24 protein-coding genes are annotated in these 21594 nt (G+C 70.1%); 18 read left to right on the top strand and 6 right to left on the bottom strand.

Annotated elements, in window-relative coordinates; translation table 11 throughout:
* The first annotated feature begins 48 nt into the window (after positions 1-48).
* Entirely contained in the window at positions 49-645 is a 597-nt protein-coding gene (gene def / locus HFP15_RS36065) for a peptide deformylase (RefSeq protein ID WP_168521943.1), read from the top strand.
* On the opposite strand, the gene HFP15_RS36060 is transcribed toward def, so the two are convergent.
* Genes HFP15_RS36060 through HFP15_RS36050 form a run of 3 tightly spaced genes read right to left on the bottom strand, consistent with a single transcriptional unit; the run spans position 627 to position 3260 of the window.
* Positions 627-1808 carry a serine hydrolase domain-containing protein gene (locus HFP15_RS36060; RefSeq protein ID WP_168521941.1) on the bottom strand — a complete coding sequence of 394 codons (1182 nt, stop codon included), beginning with the start codon at positions 1806-1808 and terminating at the stop codon, positions 627-629. The two genes, def and HFP15_RS36060, sit on opposite strands and share 19 nt — an antisense overlap.
* Positions 1809-1811: 3 nt before the next feature.
* Complete coding sequence (locus HFP15_RS36055; protein WP_168521939.1) at positions 1812-2222, bottom strand: DUF2000 domain-containing protein; 411 nt, start codon at positions 2220-2222, stop codon at positions 1812-1814.
* A gap of 51 nt (positions 2223-2273) precedes the next feature.
* Positions 2274-3260 (bottom strand): LLM class F420-dependent oxidoreductase, encoded by a 987-nt coding sequence (locus HFP15_RS36050; protein WP_168521937.1) that lies wholly within the window; start codon positions 3258-3260, stop codon positions 2274-2276.
* A gap of 22 nt (positions 3261-3282) precedes the next feature.
* Here HFP15_RS36050 and HFP15_RS36045 point away from each other — a divergent pair, with 22 nt between their 5' ends.
* The 8 genes from HFP15_RS36045 (at position 3283) to HFP15_RS36010 (ending at position 9653) form a co-directional block, all read left to right on the top strand.
* Entirely contained in the window at positions 3283-4083 is an 801-nt protein-coding gene (locus HFP15_RS36045) for an AraC family transcriptional regulator (protein WP_312871916.1), read from the top strand.
* A gap of 33 nt (positions 4084-4116) precedes the next feature.
* Positions 4117-4434, top strand: coding sequence for an ArsR/SmtB family transcription factor (locus HFP15_RS36040; RefSeq protein WP_168521935.1), 318 nt, complete (start codon positions 4117-4119; stop codon positions 4432-4434).
* A gap of 4 nt (positions 4435-4438) precedes the next feature.
* Positions 4439-5317, top strand: coding sequence for an SRPBCC family protein (locus tag HFP15_RS36035; RefSeq protein WP_312871915.1), 879 nt, complete (start codon positions 4439-4441; stop codon positions 5315-5317).
* A gap of 52 nt (positions 5318-5369) precedes the next feature.
* Entirely contained in the window at positions 5370-7010 is a 1641-nt protein-coding gene (locus HFP15_RS36030) for an acyl-CoA carboxylase subunit beta (protein WP_168521933.1), read from the top strand.
* A gap of 7 nt (positions 7011-7017) precedes the next feature.
* Positions 7018-7236 carry an acyl-CoA carboxylase subunit epsilon gene (locus HFP15_RS36025; protein ID WP_168521931.1) on the top strand — a complete coding sequence of 73 codons (219 nt, stop codon included), beginning with the start codon at positions 7018-7020 and terminating at the stop codon, positions 7234-7236.
* Positions 7237-7348: 112 nt separating this feature from the next.
* Positions 7349-7990 (top strand): DUF998 domain-containing protein, encoded by a 642-nt coding sequence (locus HFP15_RS36020; protein ID WP_168521929.1) that lies wholly within the window; start codon positions 7349-7351, stop codon positions 7988-7990.
* 10 nt (positions 7991-8000) lie between these two features.
* A complete protein-coding gene (locus HFP15_RS36015) occupies positions 8001-8372 on the top strand; it encodes a YciI family protein (RefSeq protein WP_168521927.1) in 372 nt (123 codons plus the stop codon).
* A 3-nt stretch (positions 8373-8375) separates the two neighbouring features.
* A complete protein-coding gene (locus HFP15_RS36010) occupies positions 8376-9653 on the top strand; it encodes an RNA polymerase sigma factor (RefSeq protein WP_312871914.1) in 1278 nt (425 codons plus the stop codon).
* Here HFP15_RS36010 and HFP15_RS36005 read toward each other — a convergent pair.
* Positions 9650-10897 carry an MFS transporter gene (locus HFP15_RS36005; protein ID WP_312871913.1) on the bottom strand — a complete coding sequence of 416 codons (1248 nt, stop codon included), beginning with the start codon at positions 10895-10897 and terminating at the stop codon, positions 9650-9652. The genes HFP15_RS36010 and HFP15_RS36005 overlap by 4 nt on opposite strands.
* Before the next feature lie 57 nt (positions 10898-10954).
* Here HFP15_RS36005 and HFP15_RS36000 point away from each other — a divergent pair, with 57 nt between their 5' ends.
* The 4 genes from HFP15_RS36000 to HFP15_RS35985 all read left to right on the top strand — a co-directional run bounded on the left by HFP15_RS36000 (position 10955) and on the right by HFP15_RS35985 (position 14433).
* On the top strand, positions 10955-11605 hold the full coding sequence (locus HFP15_RS36000) for a GntR family transcriptional regulator (RefSeq protein WP_168521925.1): 651 nt from the start codon (positions 10955-10957) through the stop codon (positions 11603-11605).
* Between the two features lie 118 nt (positions 11606-11723).
* The gene (locus HFP15_RS35995; protein ID WP_168521923.1) at positions 11724-12362 is read left to right on the top strand and encodes a PadR family transcriptional regulator; all 639 of its coding nucleotides are present in this window, start codon (positions 11724-11726) and stop codon (positions 12360-12362) included.
* On the top strand, positions 12346-13800 hold the full coding sequence (locus HFP15_RS35990; RefSeq protein WP_168521921.1) for a DHA2 family efflux MFS transporter permease subunit: 1455 nt from the start codon (positions 12346-12348) through the stop codon (positions 13798-13800). The genes HFP15_RS35995 and HFP15_RS35990 overlap by 17 nt, the downstream gene beginning before the upstream one ends.
* 15 nt (positions 13801-13815) lie before the next feature.
* Positions 13816-14433 carry a Maf family protein gene (locus tag HFP15_RS35985; protein ID WP_168521919.1) on the top strand — a complete coding sequence of 206 codons (618 nt, stop codon included), beginning with the start codon at positions 13816-13818 and terminating at the stop codon, positions 14431-14433.
* On the opposite strand, the gene HFP15_RS35980 is transcribed toward HFP15_RS35985, so the two are convergent.
* On the bottom strand, positions 14430-15074 hold the full coding sequence (locus HFP15_RS35980; protein WP_312871912.1) for a hypothetical protein: 645 nt from the start codon (positions 15072-15074) through the stop codon (positions 14430-14432). The genes HFP15_RS35985 and HFP15_RS35980 overlap by 4 nt on opposite strands.
* A gap of 165 nt (positions 15075-15239) precedes the next feature.
* On the opposite strand from HFP15_RS35980, the gene HFP15_RS35975 reads away from it, so the two are divergent.
* The 5 genes from HFP15_RS35975 to HFP15_RS35955 all read left to right on the top strand — a co-directional run bounded on the left by HFP15_RS35975 (position 15240) and on the right by HFP15_RS35955 (position 19164).
* On the top strand, positions 15240-17027 hold the full coding sequence (locus tag HFP15_RS35975) for an acetyl/propionyl/methylcrotonyl-CoA carboxylase subunit alpha (protein ID WP_168521917.1): 1788 nt from the start codon (positions 15240-15242) through the stop codon (positions 17025-17027).
* Positions 17028-17038: 11 nt separating this feature from the next.
* Complete coding sequence (locus HFP15_RS35970) at positions 17039-17509, top strand: DUF1707 SHOCT-like domain-containing protein (protein WP_168521916.1); 471 nt, start codon at positions 17039-17041, stop codon at positions 17507-17509.
* A 3-nt stretch (positions 17510-17512) separates the two neighbouring features.
* Positions 17513-17884: a DUF1707 SHOCT-like domain-containing protein gene (locus HFP15_RS35965; RefSeq protein WP_376768920.1), complete on the top strand. Its 372-nt coding sequence runs from the start codon at positions 17513-17515 to the stop codon at positions 17882-17884.
* A gap of 4 nt (positions 17885-17888) precedes the next feature.
* On the top strand, positions 17889-18422 hold the full coding sequence (locus tag HFP15_RS35960) for a GNAT family N-acetyltransferase (RefSeq protein WP_210718314.1): 534 nt from the start codon (positions 17889-17891) through the stop codon (positions 18420-18422).
* A 118-nt stretch (positions 18423-18540) separates the two neighbouring features.
* The gene (locus HFP15_RS35955) at positions 18541-19164 is read left to right on the top strand and encodes an AMP-binding protein (protein WP_168521914.1); all 624 of its coding nucleotides are present in this window, start codon (positions 18541-18543) and stop codon (positions 19162-19164) included.
* A gap of 572 nt (positions 19165-19736) precedes the next feature.
* Here the strand turns inward: HFP15_RS35955 and HFP15_RS35950 are convergent.
* Positions 19737-21491: a glycerol-3-phosphate dehydrogenase/oxidase gene (locus HFP15_RS35950; RefSeq protein ID WP_168521912.1), complete on the bottom strand. Its 1755-nt coding sequence runs from the start codon at positions 21489-21491 to the stop codon at positions 19737-19739.
* Positions 21492-21594 lie beyond the last annotated feature (103 nt).

Raw genomic sequence — 21594 nt, 5'->3', positions numbered from 1 at the left:
AGTGTGCTACTTTGCAAAGCGCTCGTCAAGCTGACCAGGGAGAACACCATGCCGTTGCCGCCTGAGGCGCAGCGCGGATCCGTCCGCCGCATCACGGTCGTGGGCGAGGAGGTGCTCGCCCGCCCGTGCCGGGACGTCACGGAGTTCGGCACCGAGGAGCTGTCGAAGCTCATCGACGACATGTTCACCACGATGTACGTCGCGGAGGGCGTGGGGCTCGCCGCCAACCAGGTCGACGTCGATCTGCGGCTGTTCGTCTACGACTGCGCCGACGAGCACGGCGAGCGGCACGTGGGCCACATCGCGAACCCGGTGCTGGAGGAACTGCCCTCGGCGGAACGGAAACTGGTCGAGGTTCCCGAAGGCTGCCTGTCCGTGCCCGGCCCGTACACCGAACTGGCGCGGCCGGATCGCGCCGTCGTGCACGGGCAGGACAAGGACGGCAACCGGATCACGGTCGAGGGCACCGGCTACTTCGCGCGCTGCCTGCAGCACGAGACCGACCACCTGTCCGGGCAGCTCTACATCGACCGCCTTCCCAAGCGCACGCGCAAGCGCATTCTGCGGGAGATGTCCGAACAGCGGGACGAGGTGCTCGCCCGACGCGCGGAGCTGGCGGGCAAGCTTCAGTCGTCGATCGACTGATACACGCCCGTCCAGAAATCCCGGTACACCGGGGAGATCTCCGGAAAACCGGCGAGCTGCGTCATCATCACCGCGGTCAGGTCCTCGGCCGGATCGGCCTGCCAGGTCGTGCCGAGCCCGCCGTCCCAGCCGTACCGGCCCGGGGTGGTGTACAGCTCGGTCCGCGCCGTCGCCACCGCCACGCCGAAGCCCCAGCCGCGCGTGTCGAAGTAACCCGGAAAGAATCCGGAAACCGCTTTCTGGCCGGCGGTGAGGTGATCCATCGTCATCAGTTCCACGGCGGGACGCGACAGGATTCGCTCTCCACGGTACTTCCCCTTGCGCAGCATCATGTTCGCGAACGCGCCGAAGTTGTCCACTGTGGACACCAGACCGGCGCCACCGGACTCGAACGGCACCGGACGGCTCCACTGGCCGGTCGCGGCCTCGTCCCACAGCTCGCCGCCGGGCCCGTAGCTCGCCGCGAACCGGTCGAGTTTGTCCGCCGGAACGCTGAAATGGGTGTCGTTCATCCCCAGTGGCGTGAACAGCCGCTCGCGCAGGAACGCCTCCAGCGACTGCCCGCTGACCCGCGCGAGCAGCACGCCGAGAATGTCGGCACCGGTGTGGTAGAGCCATTTCTCGCCCGGCTGCACCATCAGCGGCAGCTCACCGAGGCGGCGCAGCCACTCGTCGGGCTCCGGGTATCCCTGCGGATCCGGCGGCCCCATGCCGATCTTCCGGTCGTTGGCCGCGCGCAGGATCGGAGTGTCGGCCGGAACCCCGTACAGGTGGCCGAAGCCGAGCCGGAAGGTCAGCAGATCCCGCACCGTGATCGCTCGGGCCGCGGGCACGGTGTCCGTGAGCGGCCCGTCGGGACGCGCGAGCACCTGGCGGTTCGCCAGCTCGGGCAGCAGCTCGTCCACCGGATCGTCGAGCCGCAGCCGGCCTTCTTCGACCAGGGTCATCGCCCCGGCGGCGGTAACCGGTTTGCTCATCGAGCTGATCCGGAACAGCGTGTCGCGGCGCATCGGCGCGCCGTCGAAGGACTGCGCCCCGAGCACGTCCACGTGCACCTCGTCGCGGTGGCCGACCATCGTGACGAGGCCGGGCAGCGCACCGCTTTCGACGTGCCGGGCCAGCAGGTTCTGCAGTCGTCTGAGCCGGGTTTTCGACAGAGTCATTCCTCAAGGATGCAGGCTCAGCCCCTTGAGCGCCTTGTCGACCGCGTTCCGGCCGCCGTGCACGGCGAACCCGGCGAGCGCGAGCTTCTCCGTCGGCGCCGCGCGCACGGCGGCCCGGTTGTCCACGTCGTTGTTGGTGGCGAACAGCTCGTCGGTGTAGACCGCGATCGCCAGGTCCCGCTCCACGGCCTTCGCGTGCGCGGCCGTGAGCGCTTCGGCATCCGCGGCGTACACCAGCACGGGCTGGCCGAACATCGGCAGGTACCGCTTCCCGGAGCCGTCCTCGTAGTCCTCGCCGATCGTCTCCGGGACGCGGGCGGCGACGCCGCTGACCACGAACGCGGTCACGTTCAGCCGCTGCCAGGCGGCCAGGTCGTCCCTGACCACTACGGCGATCTTCGTCTTCGCACTCATGCGGCCAGCGTGCCCGGCGAGCCGGCCGCCGTCTTGAACGCTCGTGCGGCGTCAGCTCAGCGCGGGAACGACCTTGTTCGTGAACAGCTCGATCCCGGAACGGTCATAGGCCGCCTCCGCGAAGTTCGTGATCGCGTAGGTCATGCCGAGGTCGCGCAGTTCGGTCAGCCGCTCGACGATCCGCTCCGGCGTGCCGACGAGCGGTCCGCGCTCGGCGGCCGCGATCATCGCGTCCACCCGGTCGCCGGGCACGTACTTCGCGTGATGCGAGCGCATCCAGGAAAGCCGGTCCCGCACGTCCTTCTCGGTCTCGCCGATCACCACGTTGTAGTTGGCCGAGCGCACGATCGCGTCGAAGTCGGTGCCGAGATCGCGGCAGTGCGCGGCCAGCACCTCCGACTTGTGCTCGAACTCGCCGGGATTGCCGGCGAAGTTGGTGTAGGCGGCGAACCGGGCCGCGATGCGCAGCGTCTTCTTCTCCCCGCCACCCGCGATCCACAGTGGAATCCCGCCGTCCTGCAACGGAAGCGGCCGGCAGATGGCGCCATCGACCTGGTAGTGCCTGCCCTGCAGCGTCGCCGTGCCGGTGGTCCACAGGTCGCGCATGATCCGCACGCCCTCCTCCAGCTGGCCCAGCCGCTCGCCGGCGGAGGGGAAGCCGTAGCCGTAGGCCCGCCATTCGTGCTCGTACCAGCCCGCGCCGATGCCCATCTCCACGCGGCCACCCGAGATCACGTCGATCGTGGCGGCGACCTTCGCGAGATACGCCGGGTTGCGGTAGCCCATGCAGGTGCACATCTGCCCGAGCCGCACGCGCCGGGTCGCGGCACCGAACGCGGCCATCAGGCTCCACGCCTCGTGTGTCGCCTCGTCGGTCGGCACGGGCACGGTGTGGAAGTGGTCGTAGACCCAGATCGACTCGAACGGTCCCGCCTCGGCGAACCGGGCGAGGTCGAGCATGGTGGCCCAGTGGTCGGCGGGGTCGATTCCGGCGAGGTCCAGGCGCCATCCCTGTGGCACGAAGAGTCCGAAGCGCATGCGCTCAGCCTAGGATCGGAATGTGGCCGAGGGCGACTGGGCGAACTACTGGCGGGCTCCCGACCGTCCGCTGGAAGCCATGCACGCCCATTTCGAACGGCACGTCTACCACCGGCACAGCCACGACACGTACTCGTTCGGCGTCACCGAGGCCGGCGCACAGGCGTTCACCTGCCGGGGCGCGGCGCGCACCAGCGCCGCCGGGATGGTGATGGCGTTCAATCCCGACGAACCGCACGACGGCCATCCGGCGATCGCGGACGGCTTCACCTACCGCATCGTCCACATCGGACCGGAGTTGATCCGGGACGTGCTCGGCGACGCGGCACAGCGCCCGGTCGGGCTGCCCTTGTTCGTCGAGCCGGTACTGACCGACGCCGTGCTCGCCGGCGCGCTGCGGCGGCTGCACGCGGCGTTCGCCGACAGCGGGCTCGCGCAGGACGAGGCGCTCGGCGCGACCGTGCGCGCGCTGGTCGGGCGGGGCGCGACCCGGCCGGTCCGGTCGCGTGCGCTGCCCGTCGGGGTGCGCCGCGTCCGCGAGTTGCTCGACGCCGAGTACGCGCGGGATCTTCGTGCCGACGACCTCGCCGAGGCGGCCGGCTGCAGCCGGTACGCGTTGCATCGCGGGTTCGTCACCGCCTACGGCATGGCGCCCAGCGACTACCAGCGACAGGTCCGGCTGCGCGAAGCGCGGCGGCTGCTCGCGACGGGCGCGCCACCCGCCGACGCGGCGCTCGCGGCCGGGTTCGCCGACCAGGCCCACCTCACGCGCTGGTTCAAGCGCTGCTACGGCGTGACGCCGGGGGTCTTCCAGCGCCCTTGACAGCGCATATTCCTCCACGGGTATATTCCTGACATGGCATCAACGTTCGAGGTGCTGGCCGAACCCCGGCGCCGCGAGATCCTCGATCTGCTGCGCACCGGCGAGCGGCCGGTCAACGATCTGGTCGAGCGACTGTCGCTGGCGCAGCCCGCGGTGTCCAAACACCTGAAGGTGCTGCGCGAGGCGGGTCTGGTCGAGGTCCGGCAGGACGCGCAGCGCCGGTGGTACCGGCTGCGGCTGGAACCGCTGGCCGAGCTGGACGCGTGGCTCGCGCCGTACCGGGCGATGTGGAACGCGAGCCTGGACGCCCTCGAACGGCACCTGGACTCCATGCCCGACGAAGGGGACTGAATCAGTGGACGCGAATCTGGAAACCGTCGGCGGTGCGCCGGTCCTGCGGTTCGAACGACGCTTCGCGCATCCCGTCAAGAAGGTGTGGCGGGCCGTGTCGGAGCCCGCCGAGCTGAAGCACTGGTTCCCGGCGATGCTGGAAACCGAGCTGAAGATCGGCGCGCCGATCCGGTTCGTCTTCCCCGAGGAGGCGCCCATCGACGCCATCGGTCACGGCGAGATCCTCGAACTCGACCCGCCGAAGGTGTTCGCGTTCCGCTGGAACCACGACGTCCTGCGGTTCGAGCTGGTGCCCGACGGCGACGGCTGCCTGCTGTACTTCAGCCAGGCGCTGGGCGGCGGTTCGATCGGCAGGCTCGCCGCGGGCCGCAACGCGGCGGGCTGGGACCACTGCCTCGGCTCGCTGGCCGCGCTGCTCGACGGTCGCACCGCCGAGCCGTTCACCGAGCCGATGACGGCGATCGGGCGCTACGTCGAACGCTTCGGCCTGGCCGAAGGCGAGGTCACCAAGACCGGCGCCGGTTACGAGATCCGGTTCGCGCGCGACCTGGTGTGGAAGCCGTGCGCGCAGGTGTGGCGGCTGCTCACCGACGAGGGCTTCGCGGGGCTGTCCGGTGACAACCTCACCCGATCCGAGGAACCGCGCGTGCTCGAATACGCCACCGAGGACGGAGTGGTGCGCTGGGAGCTGCACTACGACGAACTGGGGTCGCGGGTCGAGCTGACGCAGACCGTGCCCGACGCCGACCGGGTGCCGGAGCTGCTGGCCCGCTGGCACATCCACCTCGACCGGCTCTTCGCCGCGGCACACGGTCAGGCCCAGCCTGCCGACGACGAGCGGGCCGGTCAACTGGCCGCGTACTACCGTGACCGGGTCCGGTGACGTAGTCCACGCCACACGCGAGGCGCTCGCACAGTAGATAGGCTCCGGACTTATGAGCAGTGCGACGGAGCCTATCGGGACGCCACCAGCGGACGAGCCGGACATTCACACCACGGCCGGGAAGCTGGCCGACCTGTACCGCCGCTACGACGAGGCGGTGCACGCCGGTTCCGCCCGCGCGGTGGAGCGCCAGCACGCCAAGGGCAAGAAGACCGCGCGCGAGCGGATCGACCTGCTGCTCGACCCGGGTTCGTTCGTCGAGCTGGACGAACTGGCGCGGCACCGCTCGACCAACTTCGGCCAGGAGAAGAACCGCCCGTACGGCGACGGCGTGGTGACCGGCTACGGCACCATCGACGGCCGTCCGGTGTGCGTGTTCAGCCAGGACGTGACCGTGTTCGGCGGTTCGCTCGGCGAGGTCTACGGCGAGAAGATCGTCAAGGTGATGGACCTGGCCATCAAGACCGGCCGCCCGATCATCGGCATCAACGAGGGCGGTGGCGCGCGCATCCAGGAGGGCGTGGTCTCGCTCGGCCTCTACGGCGAGATCTTCACCCGCAACGTCAAGGCCTCCGGCGTGGTCCCGCAGATCTCGCTGATCATGGGCGCGAACGCGGGCGGGCACGTGTACTCCCCCGCGCTCACCGACTTCGTCGTGATGGTCGACCAGACCTCCCACATGTTCATCACCGGTCCCGACGTGGTGAAGACGGTGACCGGCGAGGAGGTCACGTTCGAGGAGCTCGGCGGCGCCCGCACGCACAACACCAAGTCCGGCAACGCGCACTACCTCGGCTCCGACGAGGAAGACGCGATCGCCTACGTCAAGGAGCTGGTGTCGTACCTGCCGTCGAACAACCTGTCCGACGCGCCGGTGTTCGACTCGCCCGAACCCACCGAGGGCTCGATCGCCGACAGCGTCAGCGACACCGACCGCGAGCTGGAGACGATCATCCCGGACTCGCCGAACCAGCCGTACGACATGCACGAGGTGATCAACCGCGTGCTCGACGACGGCGAGTTCCTCGAGGTGCAGGAGCTGTTCGCGCCCAACGTGATCGTCGGGTTCGGCCGGGTCGACGGGCACTCGGTCGGCGTCGTGGCCAACCAGCCGACCCAGTTCGCGGGCTGCCTCGACATCGACGCCTCGGAGAAGGCGGCGCGGTTCGTGCGCACCTGCGACGCGTTCAACGTGCCGGTGCTGACCTTCGTGGACGTCCCCGGCTTCCTGCCGGGCACCGACCAGGAGTGGAACGGCATCATCCGCCGCGGCGCGAAGCTGATCTACGCCTACGCCGAGGCGACCGTCCCGCTGGTCACCGTCATCACGCGCAAGGCCTACGGCGGCGCGTACGACGTGATGGGCTCCAAGCACCTCGGCGCGGACCTCAACCTGGCGTGGCCGACCGCGCAGGTCGCGGTGATGGGCGCGCAGGGCGCGGCGAACATCGTGCACCGCAAGACGCTCGCGAAGGCCGCCGACGAGGGCAAGGACGTCGAGGCGCTGCGGGCCGAGCTGATCCAGGAGTACGAGGACACGCTGCTCAACCCGTACGAGGCCGCCGAGCGCGGATACGTCGACTCGGTCATCGCGCCCGCGCACACGCGTGGCCACGTCGTGCGCGGCCTGGCCATGCTGCGGGAGAAGCGCGAGTCCCTGCCGCCCAAGAAGCACGGCAACATCCCGCTGTGAGGACTTCATGAGTGACGAGAAGCGCCCGTTCCTGCGGATCGTGCGCGGCAACCCGGACGACGAGGAACTGGCCGCGTTGACCGCGGTGCTCGCGGCCGCCGCGTCGGCCCCGGCCGAGCCCGAACGCCCACGCCGCAGGTCGGCGTGGGCGGACCGGGCGCACCAGCTGCGCATGCCGCTGCACCCGGGCGAAGGCGCCTGGCGGGCGTCGGCCTTGCCCCGCTGAGCCCGAGCCGCGAAAAAAATTCTGGGAGTCGTGTCGAAATCGCGTGGGCCTCTTCGAGGTGTAGGTGATCGGCCGGAAGGACCGGCCGCACCCGCACGGAGAGGACACGGCGATGACTCAACTCGCCACCAGGACCTGCCCGCCCCTGGAAAACCGCGTCACCAGGTCGTTGCTCGGCTACGGCGTGCTCGCCGGTGCCGTGTACGAGATCGTCTCGATCGCACAGGCCGCCACCCGCGAAGGCTTCGACTTCACCCGCCACTCCTGGAGCCTGCTGGCCAACGGCTCGCTCGGCTGGATCCAGATCGCCAACTTCGTACTGACCGGCGCGATGACCATCGCCTTCGCCGTCGGGCTCGGACGCGCCACCGGCACACGATGGGCGCCACGGCTGGCCGGCGCGTTCGGCGCGAGCCTGATACTGGCCGGCATCTTCCGCGCCGACCCCGCACGGGGCTTCCCGGACGGCGCGACCGCACAACTCAGCTGGCACGGCGTGGCGCATCTGGCCGCCGGTGCCGTCGGTTTCCTGTGCCTGATCACCGCGTGCCTGCTCGTCGGCCGCTGGTTCGCCGGGCGAGGGCGTAGCGGCTGGGCCTGGTACAGCCGCGCGACCGGAATCGCCTTCCTCGCCGGTTTCCTGTGTGTCTCCTCGGGATCGAGCGCACCATGGGCCACGCTGGCGTTCGTCGCCGCGGTGACCCTTGCCTGGGCCTGGATCGCCGCCGTCGCCGTCCACCTCTACCGCCACTAGGAGAACTCCGATGCGCTACATCGTTCTGCTCAAGGGCACCAATCCCGGCACTCCCCCACCGCCCGAGCTGATGGCCGCCATCATGGCGCTCGGCGAGGAGGCGACGAAGGCGGGCGCGATGCTCGACAACGCCGGGCTCGCACCCAGCGCCGCGGGCGCCCGCGTCGAGGTCCTCGACGGCGAGCTCAGCGTCACCGACGGCCCGTTCGCCGAGTCGAAGGAAATGATCAGCTACGCGCTCTACGAGGTGGCCTCGCGTGAGGAGGCGGTCGAATGGACGCGCCGGTTCATGCAGATCCACGTCGACATGTGGCCCGGCTGGGAGGGCGAGTCCCAGGTGCTGAAGGTGATGGGCCCGGAGGATTTCGCTCCACAGTCCTAGGGTGTGCTTGGATCGGCGGACGTGAGCGCCGCCGATCCGAGCCAGGCCACCGCGAAGGCGGTCGAAGCGGTCTACCGCATCGAATGCGCCAAGCTGGTGGCCGCACTCGCCAAGATCGTCGGCGACGTCGGCATCGCCGAGGAGCTCGCCCAGGACGCGCTGGTCATCGCACTGGAGCAGTGGCCGGTGCAGGGCATCCCGCAGCATCCCGCGTCGTGGCTGATGGCGACCGCGAAGCACCGCGCCATCGACCTGCTGCGCCGTCGCGATCGGTATCAGGACAAGCTGGCCACGATGGGCAGGCAGCTGCGCCAGGTCGAGGACGCCGACTGGGACGCGGCGCTGGACGATCCGGTCGGCGACGATCTGCTCCGGCTCGTCTTCACCGTCTGCCATCCCGGACTGCCCGCCGAAGGCCGCGTCGCACTCACCCTGCGCGCGGTCGGCGGGCTCACCACCGCCGAGATCGCGCGTGCGCTGCTGGCGAAGGAAACGACCATCGGGCAGCGCATCGTGCGCACGAAGCGAACGTTGACCGACAAGCGCATCGCGCTGGAGTTGCCACCCGCGAGTCAGCTCACCGAACGGCTCGCCTCGGTGCTGGAAGTCGTCTATCTCATCTTCAACGAGGGCTACTCGGCCACCAGCGGCGGCGACTGGACGCGGCCGGACCTGTGCGCGGAGGCGCTGCGCCTCGGCCGCGTGCTCGCGCACCTGTTGCCGGACCGGCCCGAGGTGCACGGGCTCAGCGCGTTGATGGAACTGCAGGCGTCCCGGATGCCCGCACGATCCGGCCCCGGCGGCGCACCGGTGCTGCTGCTCGACCAGGACCGCACGCGGTGGGATCACCAGCTCATCCGGCGCGGGCTCGCGTCACTGGAGCGGGCCGAGCGGCTCGGCGGCGCACTGCACGCCTACACGCTGCAGGCCGGGATCGCCGCCTGTCACGCCCGCGCCCGCACCGCGGCGGACACCGACTGGGAGCGGATCGCGAACCTGTACCAGGTGCTCGCCTATGTCTCGCCGTCGCCGGTCGTCGATCTCAACCACGCGGTCGCGGTCGGCATGGCGAAGGGCCCGGAACACGGATTGTCCATTGTGGACAGACTGGCGGCGGGTGGTGCGCTGGCGAGGTACCCGCAACTGCCCGCCGTCCGCGGTGATCTGCTGGCGCGCCTTGGCCGCGCCGCCGAGGCGCGGGCCGAGTTCGAGACCGCCGCGGCGCTGACCCGCAACGAACGGGAACGCGACGTGTTCCTCCGCCGCGCCGCGGAACTCTAGGCCGGTTCCAGCGCCTCGGTCCGCGCGGGCCGGACCCCGGCGTGGGAATGCAGCCTGACCAGACGGAACGTGCCGACGAGCGCCATCACCAGCACGATGCCGAACGCCAGCCGGTGTGCGGTGGACGCGGCGACGCCCCGCCCGGCGAACGCGTCCAGCAGGATGCCGACCCCGAGTTCGGCGACGACCGCGAAGCAGAAACCGCCCATGTTCGCCACGCCGCTGGCGACCCCCGCCTGGTGCCCGTGGTTGGAGGTACGGGCCAGATCGAACGCCAGCATGCTCACGCCGCCGGCCGCGCCGATGAGGAACAGGACCGGGCCGAGCACGAGCGTCGGCAGCGGACCGGGCACGACCACCAGCACGATCCAGCACAGCGCCCCGACGACGGCGGCCGACGCGACGAGGTTCGCCCGCGCGCCTGGCCGTCGCGAGCCGATCTGCCCGGCCACGGTGCTGACCAGCACGAACCCGATCACCACGACGCTGAGCAGCCCACTCGCCGCGCCGGGCGTGCGGCCCTGCGCGCTGACCAGGTAGGGCTGGCCGAGCACCGCCGTGAACGACACGAACGTGCCCATCAGCGTGAAGTGGGTCCACATCGCGTGCCGGGTGCCGCGGTTGCGCCAGGCGTGACGCAGGCTTTCGCGCAGCGGCTCGCCCGTCGTGATCGGTGCCGCATGCCCGGTGGGACCGTCGCGCAGGATCACCCCGACGATCACGAGCAGCACGGCCGTGACCACACCGGCGATGAGGAACGCGCCCGTCCAGCCGACGCCGTTGAGCAGCGCGGCGAGCGGCGTGGTCGCGATGAGCTGGCCGAGGCCGCCGATCATTCCGGTGAGCGCGGCGACCAGTGCGTACCGGCGGCCGGGAAACCAGTTGTGCGCCAAGCGAAGCACGTTGACGAACAGGAACGCGTCACCGGCGCCGATCAGCGCGCGGCCGAGCATCGCGAGCGGATACGCCGAGGTCAGTGCGAAGATCGTGGAGCCGGCGGCCATCGAGGCCATTCCGACGAGCAGCAGGCGCCGGGGCCCGAACCGGTCTGCGGCCGCGCCGACCGGCACCTGGAGAGCCGCGTAGAGCACGAGTTGCACGACGGAGAACGCGGCGAGCCCGGTCGCGTCGATCGTGAAGCGTTCCTGCGCGGTGAGACCGGCTACCGACAGGCTCATCCGGTGGAACAGCGCGGTCAGGTAGCACAACGCACCAAGGCCCCACATCAGCCACGCCCTGCGCACGAACACCTCCCCTTGCATCTATCTTGTATCTAACAGGATCGTCGCTAGTATGCGCGCATGTCAACGAGGGACGGCTCACAGGCGGGAGCCAGCGATCGCGTCTACCAGTGGACCAAGGAACGCATTCTGGACGGGCGCTTCGAGGGCGGACGGCTGATCAGCGAGGGCGAGGTCGCCGACGCGGTGAGTCTGTCGCGCACCCCCGTCCGCGAGGCTTTCCTGCGGCTGTCCGGCGAGGGCTTTCTGCGGCTGTACCCGAAGCGGGGCGCGCTCGTCGTGCCGGTTTCGGCGAGCGAGGCGGCGGACATCGCGGAGGCGAGGATCTTCCTCGAACGCCACGCCGCGGCCAAGGTCATCGCGGCGGGCACCCAACGCGAGGTCGCCGGCCGGATGCGGATGGTGCTGGACAAGCAGCGCACGCTCGCCCCGCCGGAACCGGCCTTCACCGCACTGGACCGCGATTTCCACGCGACACTGGTCAACGCGGCGGGCAACACCCTGTTCGACGAGTTCTACTCCAGCCTGCGGGACCGGCAGTTGCGGATCGTCCACACGGTACTGCGCAACGCCAACGCCGAACGCCCGCGCATCATCATCGAGGAGCACGCCCGCATCTGTGACCTGCTCGAAGCGGGTGATTACGAGAGCCTGCACGAGCTGATCGCCAGTCACATCACGTCGGTGAGCGAGCAACTGCGGGCCGAGTAGAGACGGCAGGCTCGCCGCGCCAGGCAGGCCGGCACACGCTGTTCGACAACCCCCTATCCCGCGCCGTATAGTCCAAGTGGAATAAACGAGATGGGCGCTCGAAGGGAAGCGATCGATCATGTCGGCGGCGAAACCGCTCACCACGCTTGCGATGGCCGTCCTCGAACTGCTCTACGAACGGCCGATGCACCCGTACGAGATGACGCAGCTCATGCGGGAGCGTCACGTCGACCGTCGCGTCAAGCTGCGGCCCGGCTCGCTCTATCACACCGTGGAACGGCTGCTGTCCCAAGGATTCATCGAGGTCGTCGACACCCAGCGTCAGGGCAGGCGGCCCGAACGCACGGTCTACGCGATAACCGACCTCGGCCGCGACACGTTCTCCGCCCAGACCAGGCAGATGCTCACGACGCTGGCGCCGGACTACACGCCGTACCCGGTGGCCCTGTCCGCGGGCAACGAGCTGGACCGCGAGGACTTCCTGAACCAGTTGCGCAGGCGGGTCATCCAGCTGCACGGGCAGGTCGCGGCGGAACGCACGATCGCGGAGCAGCTGATCGAGAAACAGCTGCCGCGGATGTACTGGATCGACTTCGACTACATCACCCACCAGCGGCAGTCCGAATTGGACTGGACGAAGAAGCTCATCGACGACCTCGAAACGGGCCGGATTCCCTGGCCCGGCCAGAAGGCCGAAGTGGTCCCCACCCTGTCTCTCTTAGCCGACGAGGAAAACCCTGATGACAAGGCAAGCTAACCCGTGGGCGGCGCTGATCGCGTTGTGCATCGGGTTCTTCATGATTCTCCTGGACACCACGATCGTGTCCATCGCGATCCCCGCCATGGTGCGCGGCCTGCACACCGACCTCAACTCCGTGGTCTGGGTGCTGTCGGTCTACCTGCTCACCTACGCCGTCCCGATGCTGTTCACCAGCCGCCTCGGTGACCGCTTCGGCCCGAAGCGCGTGTTCCTCGCCGGGCTCGCGGTGTTCACGCTTTCCTCGCTGTGGTGCGGTCTGTCCGGCACGGCCGAGATGCTCATCGCCGCCCGCGCGGTCCAGGGCCTGGGCGCGGCGCTGATGACCCCGCAGACGCTCGCGTTCATCACCCACCTGTTCCCGCCCGCCAAACGCGGCCCCGCGATGGGCCTCTGGGGTGGCGTGGCCGGGCTCGCGACGATCGCGGGCCCGCTGCTCGGCGGCGTACTCGTCGACGGCCTCGGCTGGGAGTGGATCTTCTTCGTCAACGTGCCGATCGGCGTGATCGGCATCGGGCTGACGCTCGCGCTGGTGCCGGACTGGCAGCCCAGGCACGCGCACTCCTTCGATCTGCTCGGCATCGCGCTGTCCGCCGCCGGACTGTTCTGCCTGGTGTTCGGCATCCAGAACGGACAGCACTACTCGTGGGGCGAGGTGTTCGGCCCGGTCAACGTCTTCGAGATCATCGGCGCCGGGGTGCTGCTGCTCGTGGCGTTCGTGATCTGGCAGCGGTTCAACACCCGCGAACCGCTTCTGCCGCTGCGCGTGTTCAACAACCGCAACTTCTCCACCGGCACGATCACGGCGGCCGCGATCGGCTTCGCGATGACCGGGATGTTCGTGCCGATCGTCGTGTACGTGCAGGACGTGCTGGGCATGTCGCCGTCCAAGGCCGGCCTGCTGACCGCGCCGATGTCGTTGCTGTCCGGGATGATCGCGCCGTTCATCGGCCGCCTTTCGGACAAGGTCAACGCGAAGTACCTGGTGGTGACCGGTTTCGTGGCGCTGGCGGCGGGCCTGTTCGTGATCTCGGTGCAGGCGCGGGCCGACACCGACCCGTGGGCGCTGGTACCGGCGCTGCTGCTGTGCGGTGTCGGTACCGGTTTCGTGTTCGCGCCGATGAGCAACGTCGCGATGAGTTCCGTGGAGCGGTCGCTGGCGGGCACGGCCTCCGGGATCTTCAACACGTCGCGGCAGGTCGGTGGTGTGCTCGGCAGTGCCGCGATCGGCGTGCTGCTGCAGGCCAGGATCACCACGCAGATGGCCGCCGAACACGGCAACGTGCCGGTCGCGCTGACCGACGCGGCCAAGGAAACACTCATCCTGCCCGCCGCGGTGCTGCTACTCGGCGCACTCGCCGCGCTCGCGATGAAGCGTCCGGCGCCGCAGGACAGCGCGCCGCGGGTGGGCACCGGGGCCGAACCGGCCGCGGCCTGAGGATATGTTCGGCCGGTGCGTTTCGTACTCGCCTCCGCTTCCCCCGCCCGGCTCGGCGTGCTCCGCGCGGCCGGTATCGAACCCGGTGTCGTGGTCTCCGGCGTCGATGAGGACGCCGTGGCCGCAGCACTGACCGACCCCTCGCCGGCCGAACTGGTCACCGCGCTCGCGGTGGCGAAGGCGGAGGCGGTGGTGGAGACCGTGGCCGCGACCCACGCCGACGCCGTCGTGGTCGGCTGCGACTCGATGTTGTCCATCGGCGGGGAGATGGTCGGCAAACCCGGGGAGCCCGAGGTGGCGCGCAAGCGCTGGGCGCAGATGGCGGGCGGCTCGGGCGAGCTGCTCACCGGCCACGCGGTGCTGCGACTCGAGAACGGGGTCGTCACGCGGCGCGCCACCGACAGCCAGACCACCACGGTGCGCTTCGCCGAGCCGAGCACCGACGAGCTGGAAGCGTATGTCGCGACGGGTGAACCGCTCGCCGTCGCCGGGGCGTTCACCCTCGACGGGCGCGGCGGCTGGTTCGTCGAGGGCATCGACGGCGATCCGTCCAGCGTCATCGGGATCAGCCTGCCGTTGACCCGCCGCCTGCTGGCCAGGATCGGCGTCAGCGTCGTCGACCTCTGGTCCTAACAGGCACGCAGGTCGGAGGCCTCCAGCCGGACGTTGGGCCAGCCCCGCAACTGCGACAGATAGGTGTAGTGGCGCGTGCACCCGACACTGCTGCCGTCCAGCGCGTACACCCGCGCCTGCACGGGCGAGTTCTGCACGACCACCACTTCCGGCGCGCCCGAACCCGACACGCTGTTCAGCGTCAGCACCCCGGCGTCGGAGAAGTAGGGCTTGTCCACCGACCGCCAGGTGCCCGCCCTGTCGATCATCAACTGCCCGACGCGGCCGCCGCTGAGCGGGCCGGTGACAAGGCAGGCGGAGACCGAAGCGGTCACGCACGACAGGGAGCCGGCGTCGAGTCGGGCGCCGAGCCGCGTGATCGTGGTCTGCACGACGACCCCGCCCGCGCGGAACTGGCCGTTGGCGCCCTGGTCGTCGGCCAGCAGCTCGACCGTGCCGCCGTCGACGGTCTGGCTGGCAAGCACCCGGCACGGTCCGGAACCGCACTCCTCGGCGGTCGTCACGGGCACGGCGGGCGCGGCCATCTGCAGGGCCGGTCCTCCCTCGTCGCGGGACCGCAGCGAGGCCACCCCGATCAGCGCCCCGACCGTCACCAGCACCGCGAGCACGGCCGTGACCACCACGGATCGAGGAGCTCGCACCTCCTGCCACCCCTTCTTCCCCAGCCTGGTCCCCCGTCAGAGTAAGCGTGAGCCGCCTCTCACCGCACGGCGACAGCCGAACCGTAAACTGCGGGAAGGCCCGCTGAAGAGCCACGTTACGACCACTTCAGGGGGCACCGGCGAACACCACATGGAGGTAGGGGCGTGCCCGAGCAGGCCAGCGGCGGACCGGTCACCAAGATCCTCATCGCCAACCGCGGCGAGATCGCGGTGCGCGTCATCAGAGCGGCCAAGGACGCCGGTCTCACCAGCGTCGCCGTCTACGCCGAACCCGACCGCGACGCCCCGCACGTGCGGCTCGCGGACGAGGCGTTCGCGCTCGGCGGCACCACGGCGGCGGAGAGTTACCTCGTCATCGACAAGCTCATCGACGTCGCGAAGCGCTCCGGCGCCGACTCGGTGCACCCCGGCTACGGCTTCCTGTCCGAGAACGCGGACTTCGCCCAGGCCGTCATCGACGCCGGGCTGACCTGGATCGGCCCCAGCCCCCAGGCCATCCGGGACCTCGGCGACAAGGTCACCGCCCGGCACATCGCCACGCGGGCGGGCGCGCCGCTGGTGCCCGGCACCAAGGAGCCCGCGAAGAACGCCGACGAGATCGTCGAGTTCGCCAAGGAACACGGTCTTCCGGTCGCGATCAAGGCCGCCTTCGGTGGCGGCGGCCGCGGCCTCAAGGTCGCGCGCACGATCGAGGAGATCCCCGAACTGTTCGAGTCGGCCACCCGCGAGGCCGTCGCCGCGTTCGGCCGCGGCGAGTGCTTCGTGGAGCGCTACCTGGACAAGCCCCGCCACGTCGAGGCGCAGGTGCTGGCCGACAAGCACGGCAACGCCATCGTCGTCGGCACCCGCGACTGCTCGCTGCAGCGGCGTCACCAGAAGCTGGTCGAGGAGGCGCCCGCGCCGTTCCTGTCCGACGAGCAGCGCCGCACGATCCACGAGTCCGCGAAGGCGATCTGCAAGGAAGCCGGTTACTCGGGTGCCGGCACCGTCGAGTACCTCGTCGGCACCGACGGCACGATCTCGTTCCTCGAGGTGAACACCCGGCTGCAGGTCGAGCACCCGGTGTCGGAGGAAACCACCGGCATCGACCTGGTGCGCGAGATGTTCCGCATCGCCCGCGGCGAGAAGCTGCGGATCACCGAGGACCCGCAGCCGCGCGGCCACTCGATCGAGTTCCGCATCAACGGTGAGGACGCCGGCCGCAACTTCCTGCCCGCGCCCGGCACCGTCACCAGGCTGGTGTTCCCGGAAGGCCCCGGTGTCCGCGTCGACTCGGGCGTGCAGACCGGCAGCGTCATCGGCGGCCAGTTCGACTCGATGCTCGCGAAGCTGATCGTCACCGGTTCCGACCGGGAGAACGCGCTGGAGCGCAGCCGCCGCGCGCTGGACGAGATGGTCGCCGAGGGCATGGCCACGGTGCTGCCGTTCCACCGGGTGATCGTGCGTGACCCGGCGTTCATCGGCGACGGCGAGTCCTTCAGCGTACACACGCGCTGGATCGAGACCGAGTTCGACAACCAGATCGAGCCGTTCACCGACGGCGCGGAGGCCGACGAGGAGGCCGAGCCCCGGCAGACCGTGGTGGTCGAGGTCGGCGGGCGCCGCGTCGAGGTGTCGCTGCCCGGCGCTCTTGCCCTCGGCGGCGGCAACGGCGGTGCGGCCGCGGCGAAGGCGAAGCCGCGCAAGCGTGCCGGCGGCGCGAAGAGCGCGGTCAGCGGCGACGCGGTGACCGCCCCGATGCAGGGCACCATCGTCAAGGTCGCGATCGAAGAGGGCCAGCAGGTCGACGCCGGTGAACTGATCGTCGTGCTGGAGGCGATGAAGATGGAGAACCCGGTCACGGCGCACAAGGCGGGCACCGTGACGGGCTTGGCCATCGAAGTGGGCGCGGCCGTGACTCAGGGCTCCGTTCTCCTTGAAATCAAGGACTAATATCTGCAGATGTGAATGAGTCTCCGGACGTCCGGATCGGTGACGCCGACCGCGAGACGGCCCTGAACGCGCTCGGCGAGCACCTGAGCGCGGGGCGGCTCGACGTCGACGAATACGGGGAACGCTCGGCGAGGGTGACGGCGGCGAAGACGCGGCGCGAGCTGACAGAGATCTTCACCGACCTGCCCGCACCGCGCCCCGGCGTGGCTCCCGCGGCCGCGGCGGTGGAGAAGCCGCGGCCGAAGCCGGGCGAGCCGATCGCGTGGTCGGATCGGCCGGTCGGCCAGCGCGTCACGGCGGGCATCCTGCCGCTGCTGTTCGTCGGCGCCATCGTCGTCGGCCTCACCACCGGGATCTGGTGGTTCATCGCGGTGCCGTTCATCGTCGGCGCGGTGGGCCGCGGGTTCTGGGGCCCGGACTGGGACAAGGACCGTCGTGATCAACGGCATCGTCATCCGCGACGCGAACTTCGTGACCGGTAGCCGGTGAGCGAGGACATGCGGCTCAGCGACGCTGAGCGCAACGAGGCGATCGAGGTGCTGTCCGAACACGTCCGGACCGGGCGGCTGGACATCGACGAGTTCGGCAAGCGGTCGGCGCAAGCGAGTGCCGCGCGGACGACGGCCGAGCTGCGGCCGCTGTTCAAGGACCTGCCCGAACCGCATCCGAGCGTGCTGCGCAAGGCACCGCCGGCGCCGAAGGACCGGCCGCAGGTGCCGGTGCGCCGGTTCGGCCCCGGGGTCGTGCCGATCGCGGCGATCATCGCGTTGTTGTTGTTCTTGACGGTGGCCAAGACGTGGCTGGTGTTCGTGCTGCCGGTGGTCGTCGCGCTGGCGATGGGGTCGAGGACGAAGTAAGCGCATGGAGCCGGTGGAAATCAACGCGGGTGAGTACTACCTGCGCCAGCTGCGCGCCGACGACCGGATGGACGACCGGCCGGCGCTGATCGAGGCGTTCGCCGACGCCGAGCACGCGCGCCACATCCGGAACTATTCGGTGCGCAGTCTCGACGAGGCGACGGGCTACGTCGAGCAGCGCGCACTCGAATGGGCCGAGGACGAGCGTTGTTCGTGGGCCATCGCCGAGCCGACGACGGGTGCGCTGCTGGGCGAGGTCGGTCTGAAGGACCTGGACTTGGCGGCGGGCACCGGCGAGGCGGCGCTGTGGGTGCACCCGGCGGCACGCGGGCGCGGGGTGGCCGTGACGGCGCTGAGCACGGTGCTGCGTTTCGGGTTCGGCGCGCTCGGCCTGACCGAAGTCGGCTACCGGCACCATCCGGACAACCACGCGTCGGCGACGGTGGCGCAGCGTTGCGGTTTCACGCGGGCCGGCGAGGGCCCGGACCCGTTCCAGCCCGGCGGAGTGCTGGTCGAGTGGGTGCGCACGGCGGAATAGTGACCGGGTTCGCGGTGCTGTTCTGGTCACGCTGTGCTAGCTGACACAATTCCTTTCCCCCTCGAAGAAGTTGTGATGATCTGGATTGGAAACCGATTCAGTGCCGAACGGGGGAAACGTGGGCGAGTCAAGTCTCTTCCTGACCCGCATCCTCGACGTGCTTTGTGAGGGCGGCGACAAAATCGCATTCGCCTACCGTGGCCAGTCGATGAGCTACCAGGAGACCTTTGACACATTGCGTCGTCTGCATGCGACGCTGAAATCGGAGGGCATTTCTCCCGGCCAAACGGTGGCCATCACGGGCGGAAACGCGCCGGAAACAATTCTGCTGCAGATCGCGGCACAGTTGCGCGGCGCCGAAGTCGTTCATGTCGATGGGTGCGCTTTCGACGAGGTCGCGCCGGACCACGTGCTGTCCTCGGACCCGGACTGCCCGCTGCTGCTGGCGTCGAACGGCGCGAAGGCCGCCGAGGCGGACATCGTGATGCCGCGCGGGGTGAAGACGCTGTTCCTGTCGGACGACGCGAAGCCGGTCACGTACCGCGATGAGTACGAGGACCTGGCGCGCACGTGCGAGCCGCACCCGGACGGGCCGCAACAGGTGCTGCTGATCGCCCCGATGTCACACCCGATCGGCAATCGCATCACGGTGAAGGCCCTGCTCGCCGGCGACACGGTGGTAATCCACGAACACGCCGCGGAAGCCCTCCAGAGCGAAACGGCCACGCCCTCGGCGCGGTAGGTTTCGCCCTTTCGCCGGCGTAGCCTGGCGGGCATCCTGGGTCCGCTTCCCGCACCGCGGCCGCTCGCCGTCCAAACCGAGCACGGCAGCCGGCGAGGCCTCCGGCCTGCGGCGACCATCCGGCTTACCTCGCGCCGCTATCGGTCCTCAGGCCGTCAGACCTCGGCCGGCCGCGCTCGCGCCTCACACCACGCACCCTCCCCATGGCGGCACGGCAGCCGCCGCGTCGGCTCGCCCGACCGACCGACGGCGCTTCAGCCGACCGGCTCACTCGGCTGGGCGGCGCACTCAGCCCGGCCCGCGCCTCACCACGCACCATGCTCCGTGGCAGTCCGCAGCCACGTCGACTCGCCCGACCGGCTTGCTCACGCAACCGGCAGCGCCTCAGCCGGGCCCGCGCCGCCGACCGGCTCGCGCAGCCAGGCCCGCGCCTCACCACACCCCCACGGTGCTCCAAGGCACCGCAGCTCGCCCAATCAGCGGGCTCAGCCGACCGGCTCGCTCAGCCAGGCCCGCGCCTCACCACACCCCCACGGTGCTCCAAGGCACCGCAGCTCGCCCAATCAGCGGGCTCAGCCGACCGGCTCGCTCAGCCGGGCACGCGCCTCCGGGGCGTTGCCGCGGCGGGCGTCCGCGGCCTCGTCGTTGGGCTGTGTCTGCGAGTCCCGTTCGGCGGTGACCCGGGCGTTGTAGACCTCGACCTCGTGCGCGATCGTCGCCTCCGACCAGCCCAGCACCTCGCCCATCAGGCGGGCGACCTGCCGCGCGCAGTCCACTCCCCGATGCGGATACTCGATCGAGATCCGCGTCCGGCGGGCGAGTACGTCCTCCAGGTGCAGCGCGCCTTCGTGACTCGCGGCGTACACGGCCTCCACCGCCAGGTAGTCCGGCGCGTGGTCGAGCGGCCGCAGCAGCTCCGGCCTGCCTTTGGCCTCGTCCAGCACCTCGTGCACCAGCGAGCCGTAGCGGTCGAGCAGGTGCCGCACCCGGTAGGGATGCAAGCCGTGCTGCGAGGCCAGGTGATCGGCCTGGTTGACCAGCGCGTGGTAGCCGTCGGCGCCCAGCAGCGGCACCTTGTCGGTGATCGACGGTTGCGGCCGCCCCGGCAGATCGACGGCCGCCGCGTTCACCGCGTCGGCCGCCATCACCCGGTAGGTCGTGTACTTCCCGCCCGCGATCGCGACCAGACCCGGCGCCACGCGCGCGACGGCGTGCTCCCGCGACAGCTTCGAGGTCTCCTCGCTCTCCCCCGCGAGCAAGGGCCGCAGCCCGGCGTAGACGCCTTCGATGTCGTCGTGCGTGAGCGGCGTCGCGAGCACCGAGTTGACGTGTTCGAGGATGTAGTCGATGTCGTGCTTGGTCGCCGCCGGGTGCGCCAGATCGAGATTCCAGTCCGTGTCCGTGGTGCCCACGATCCAGTGATTGCGCCACGGAATGACGAACAGGACCGACTTCTCGGTCCGCAGGATGAGCCCCGACTCCGCCACGATCCGGTCCCGCGGCACGACGATGTGCACGCCCTTGCTGGCCCGCACCCGGAACCGTCCCCTGCTGCCGGACAGGTGCTGCAGCTCGTCGGTCCACACCCCCGTGCAGTTGACGACCACGTTCGCCTGGATCTCGGCTTCGCGCCCGTCCTCCACGTCGCGCACGCGCACCCCGGAGACCCGGTCGGCCTCCCGCAGGAACCCGACGACCTGCGTCGACGTGCGGACCACCGCGCCGTAATGCGCGGCCGTGCGGGCGACCGTCATCGTGTGGCGGGCGTCGTCGGACTGGGCGTCGTAGTAGCGGATTCCGCCGACCAGCGCGTTCCGCTTGAGCGCGGGCACCATGCGCAACGCGCCCGCCCTGGTCAGATGCTTCTGACCAGGCACGGACCGAGCCCCGCCCATCGTGTCGTAGAGGAACAACCCGGCGGCCGTGTACGGACGCTCCCAGCCTCGGTGCGTCAGCGGGTAGAGGAAACTCACCGGTTTGACCAGATGCGGCGCGAGCCGGGTGAGCATCAGCTCCCGCTCGCGCAGGGCCTCGCGAACCAGGCCGAACTCGAGCTGCTCCAGATAACGAAGGCCGCCGTGGAAGAGCTTGCTCGACCGGCTGGAGGTGCCGGACGCGAGATCGCGCGCCTCGACCAGCGCGACCCGCAGCCCGCGGGTGGCCGCGTCCAGCGCGGTGCCTGCCCCGACGACGCCCCCGCCGATCACCACGAGATCGAACGTTTCCTCGCCGAGCCTCCGCCAGGCTTGCTCACGCGTGGCCGGCCCCAGCTCCGCCTCACTCACTCCGGCTTCCCTCCTCACGGGTGCAGGTGACGCCCCCAGCATGGCACGGCACGCCCGCTTCGGTCGGGTTGACGAGGGTGTTCCCTGACACCCGATCGGTTGCAGCGGCAAACTCTTGGATTGGTCCGTACCACGAAGTAGCGTG

Origin of the sequence: Amycolatopsis acididurans (assembly GCF_012328925.1) — a bacterium.
GTDB classification, from domain to species: domain Bacteria; phylum Actinomycetota; class Actinomycetes; order Mycobacteriales; family Pseudonocardiaceae; genus Amycolatopsis_E; species Amycolatopsis_E acididurans.
The sequence above is the reverse complement of the archived record's forward strand: the minus strand, read 5'-3'. Positions and strand labels throughout refer to the sequence as shown.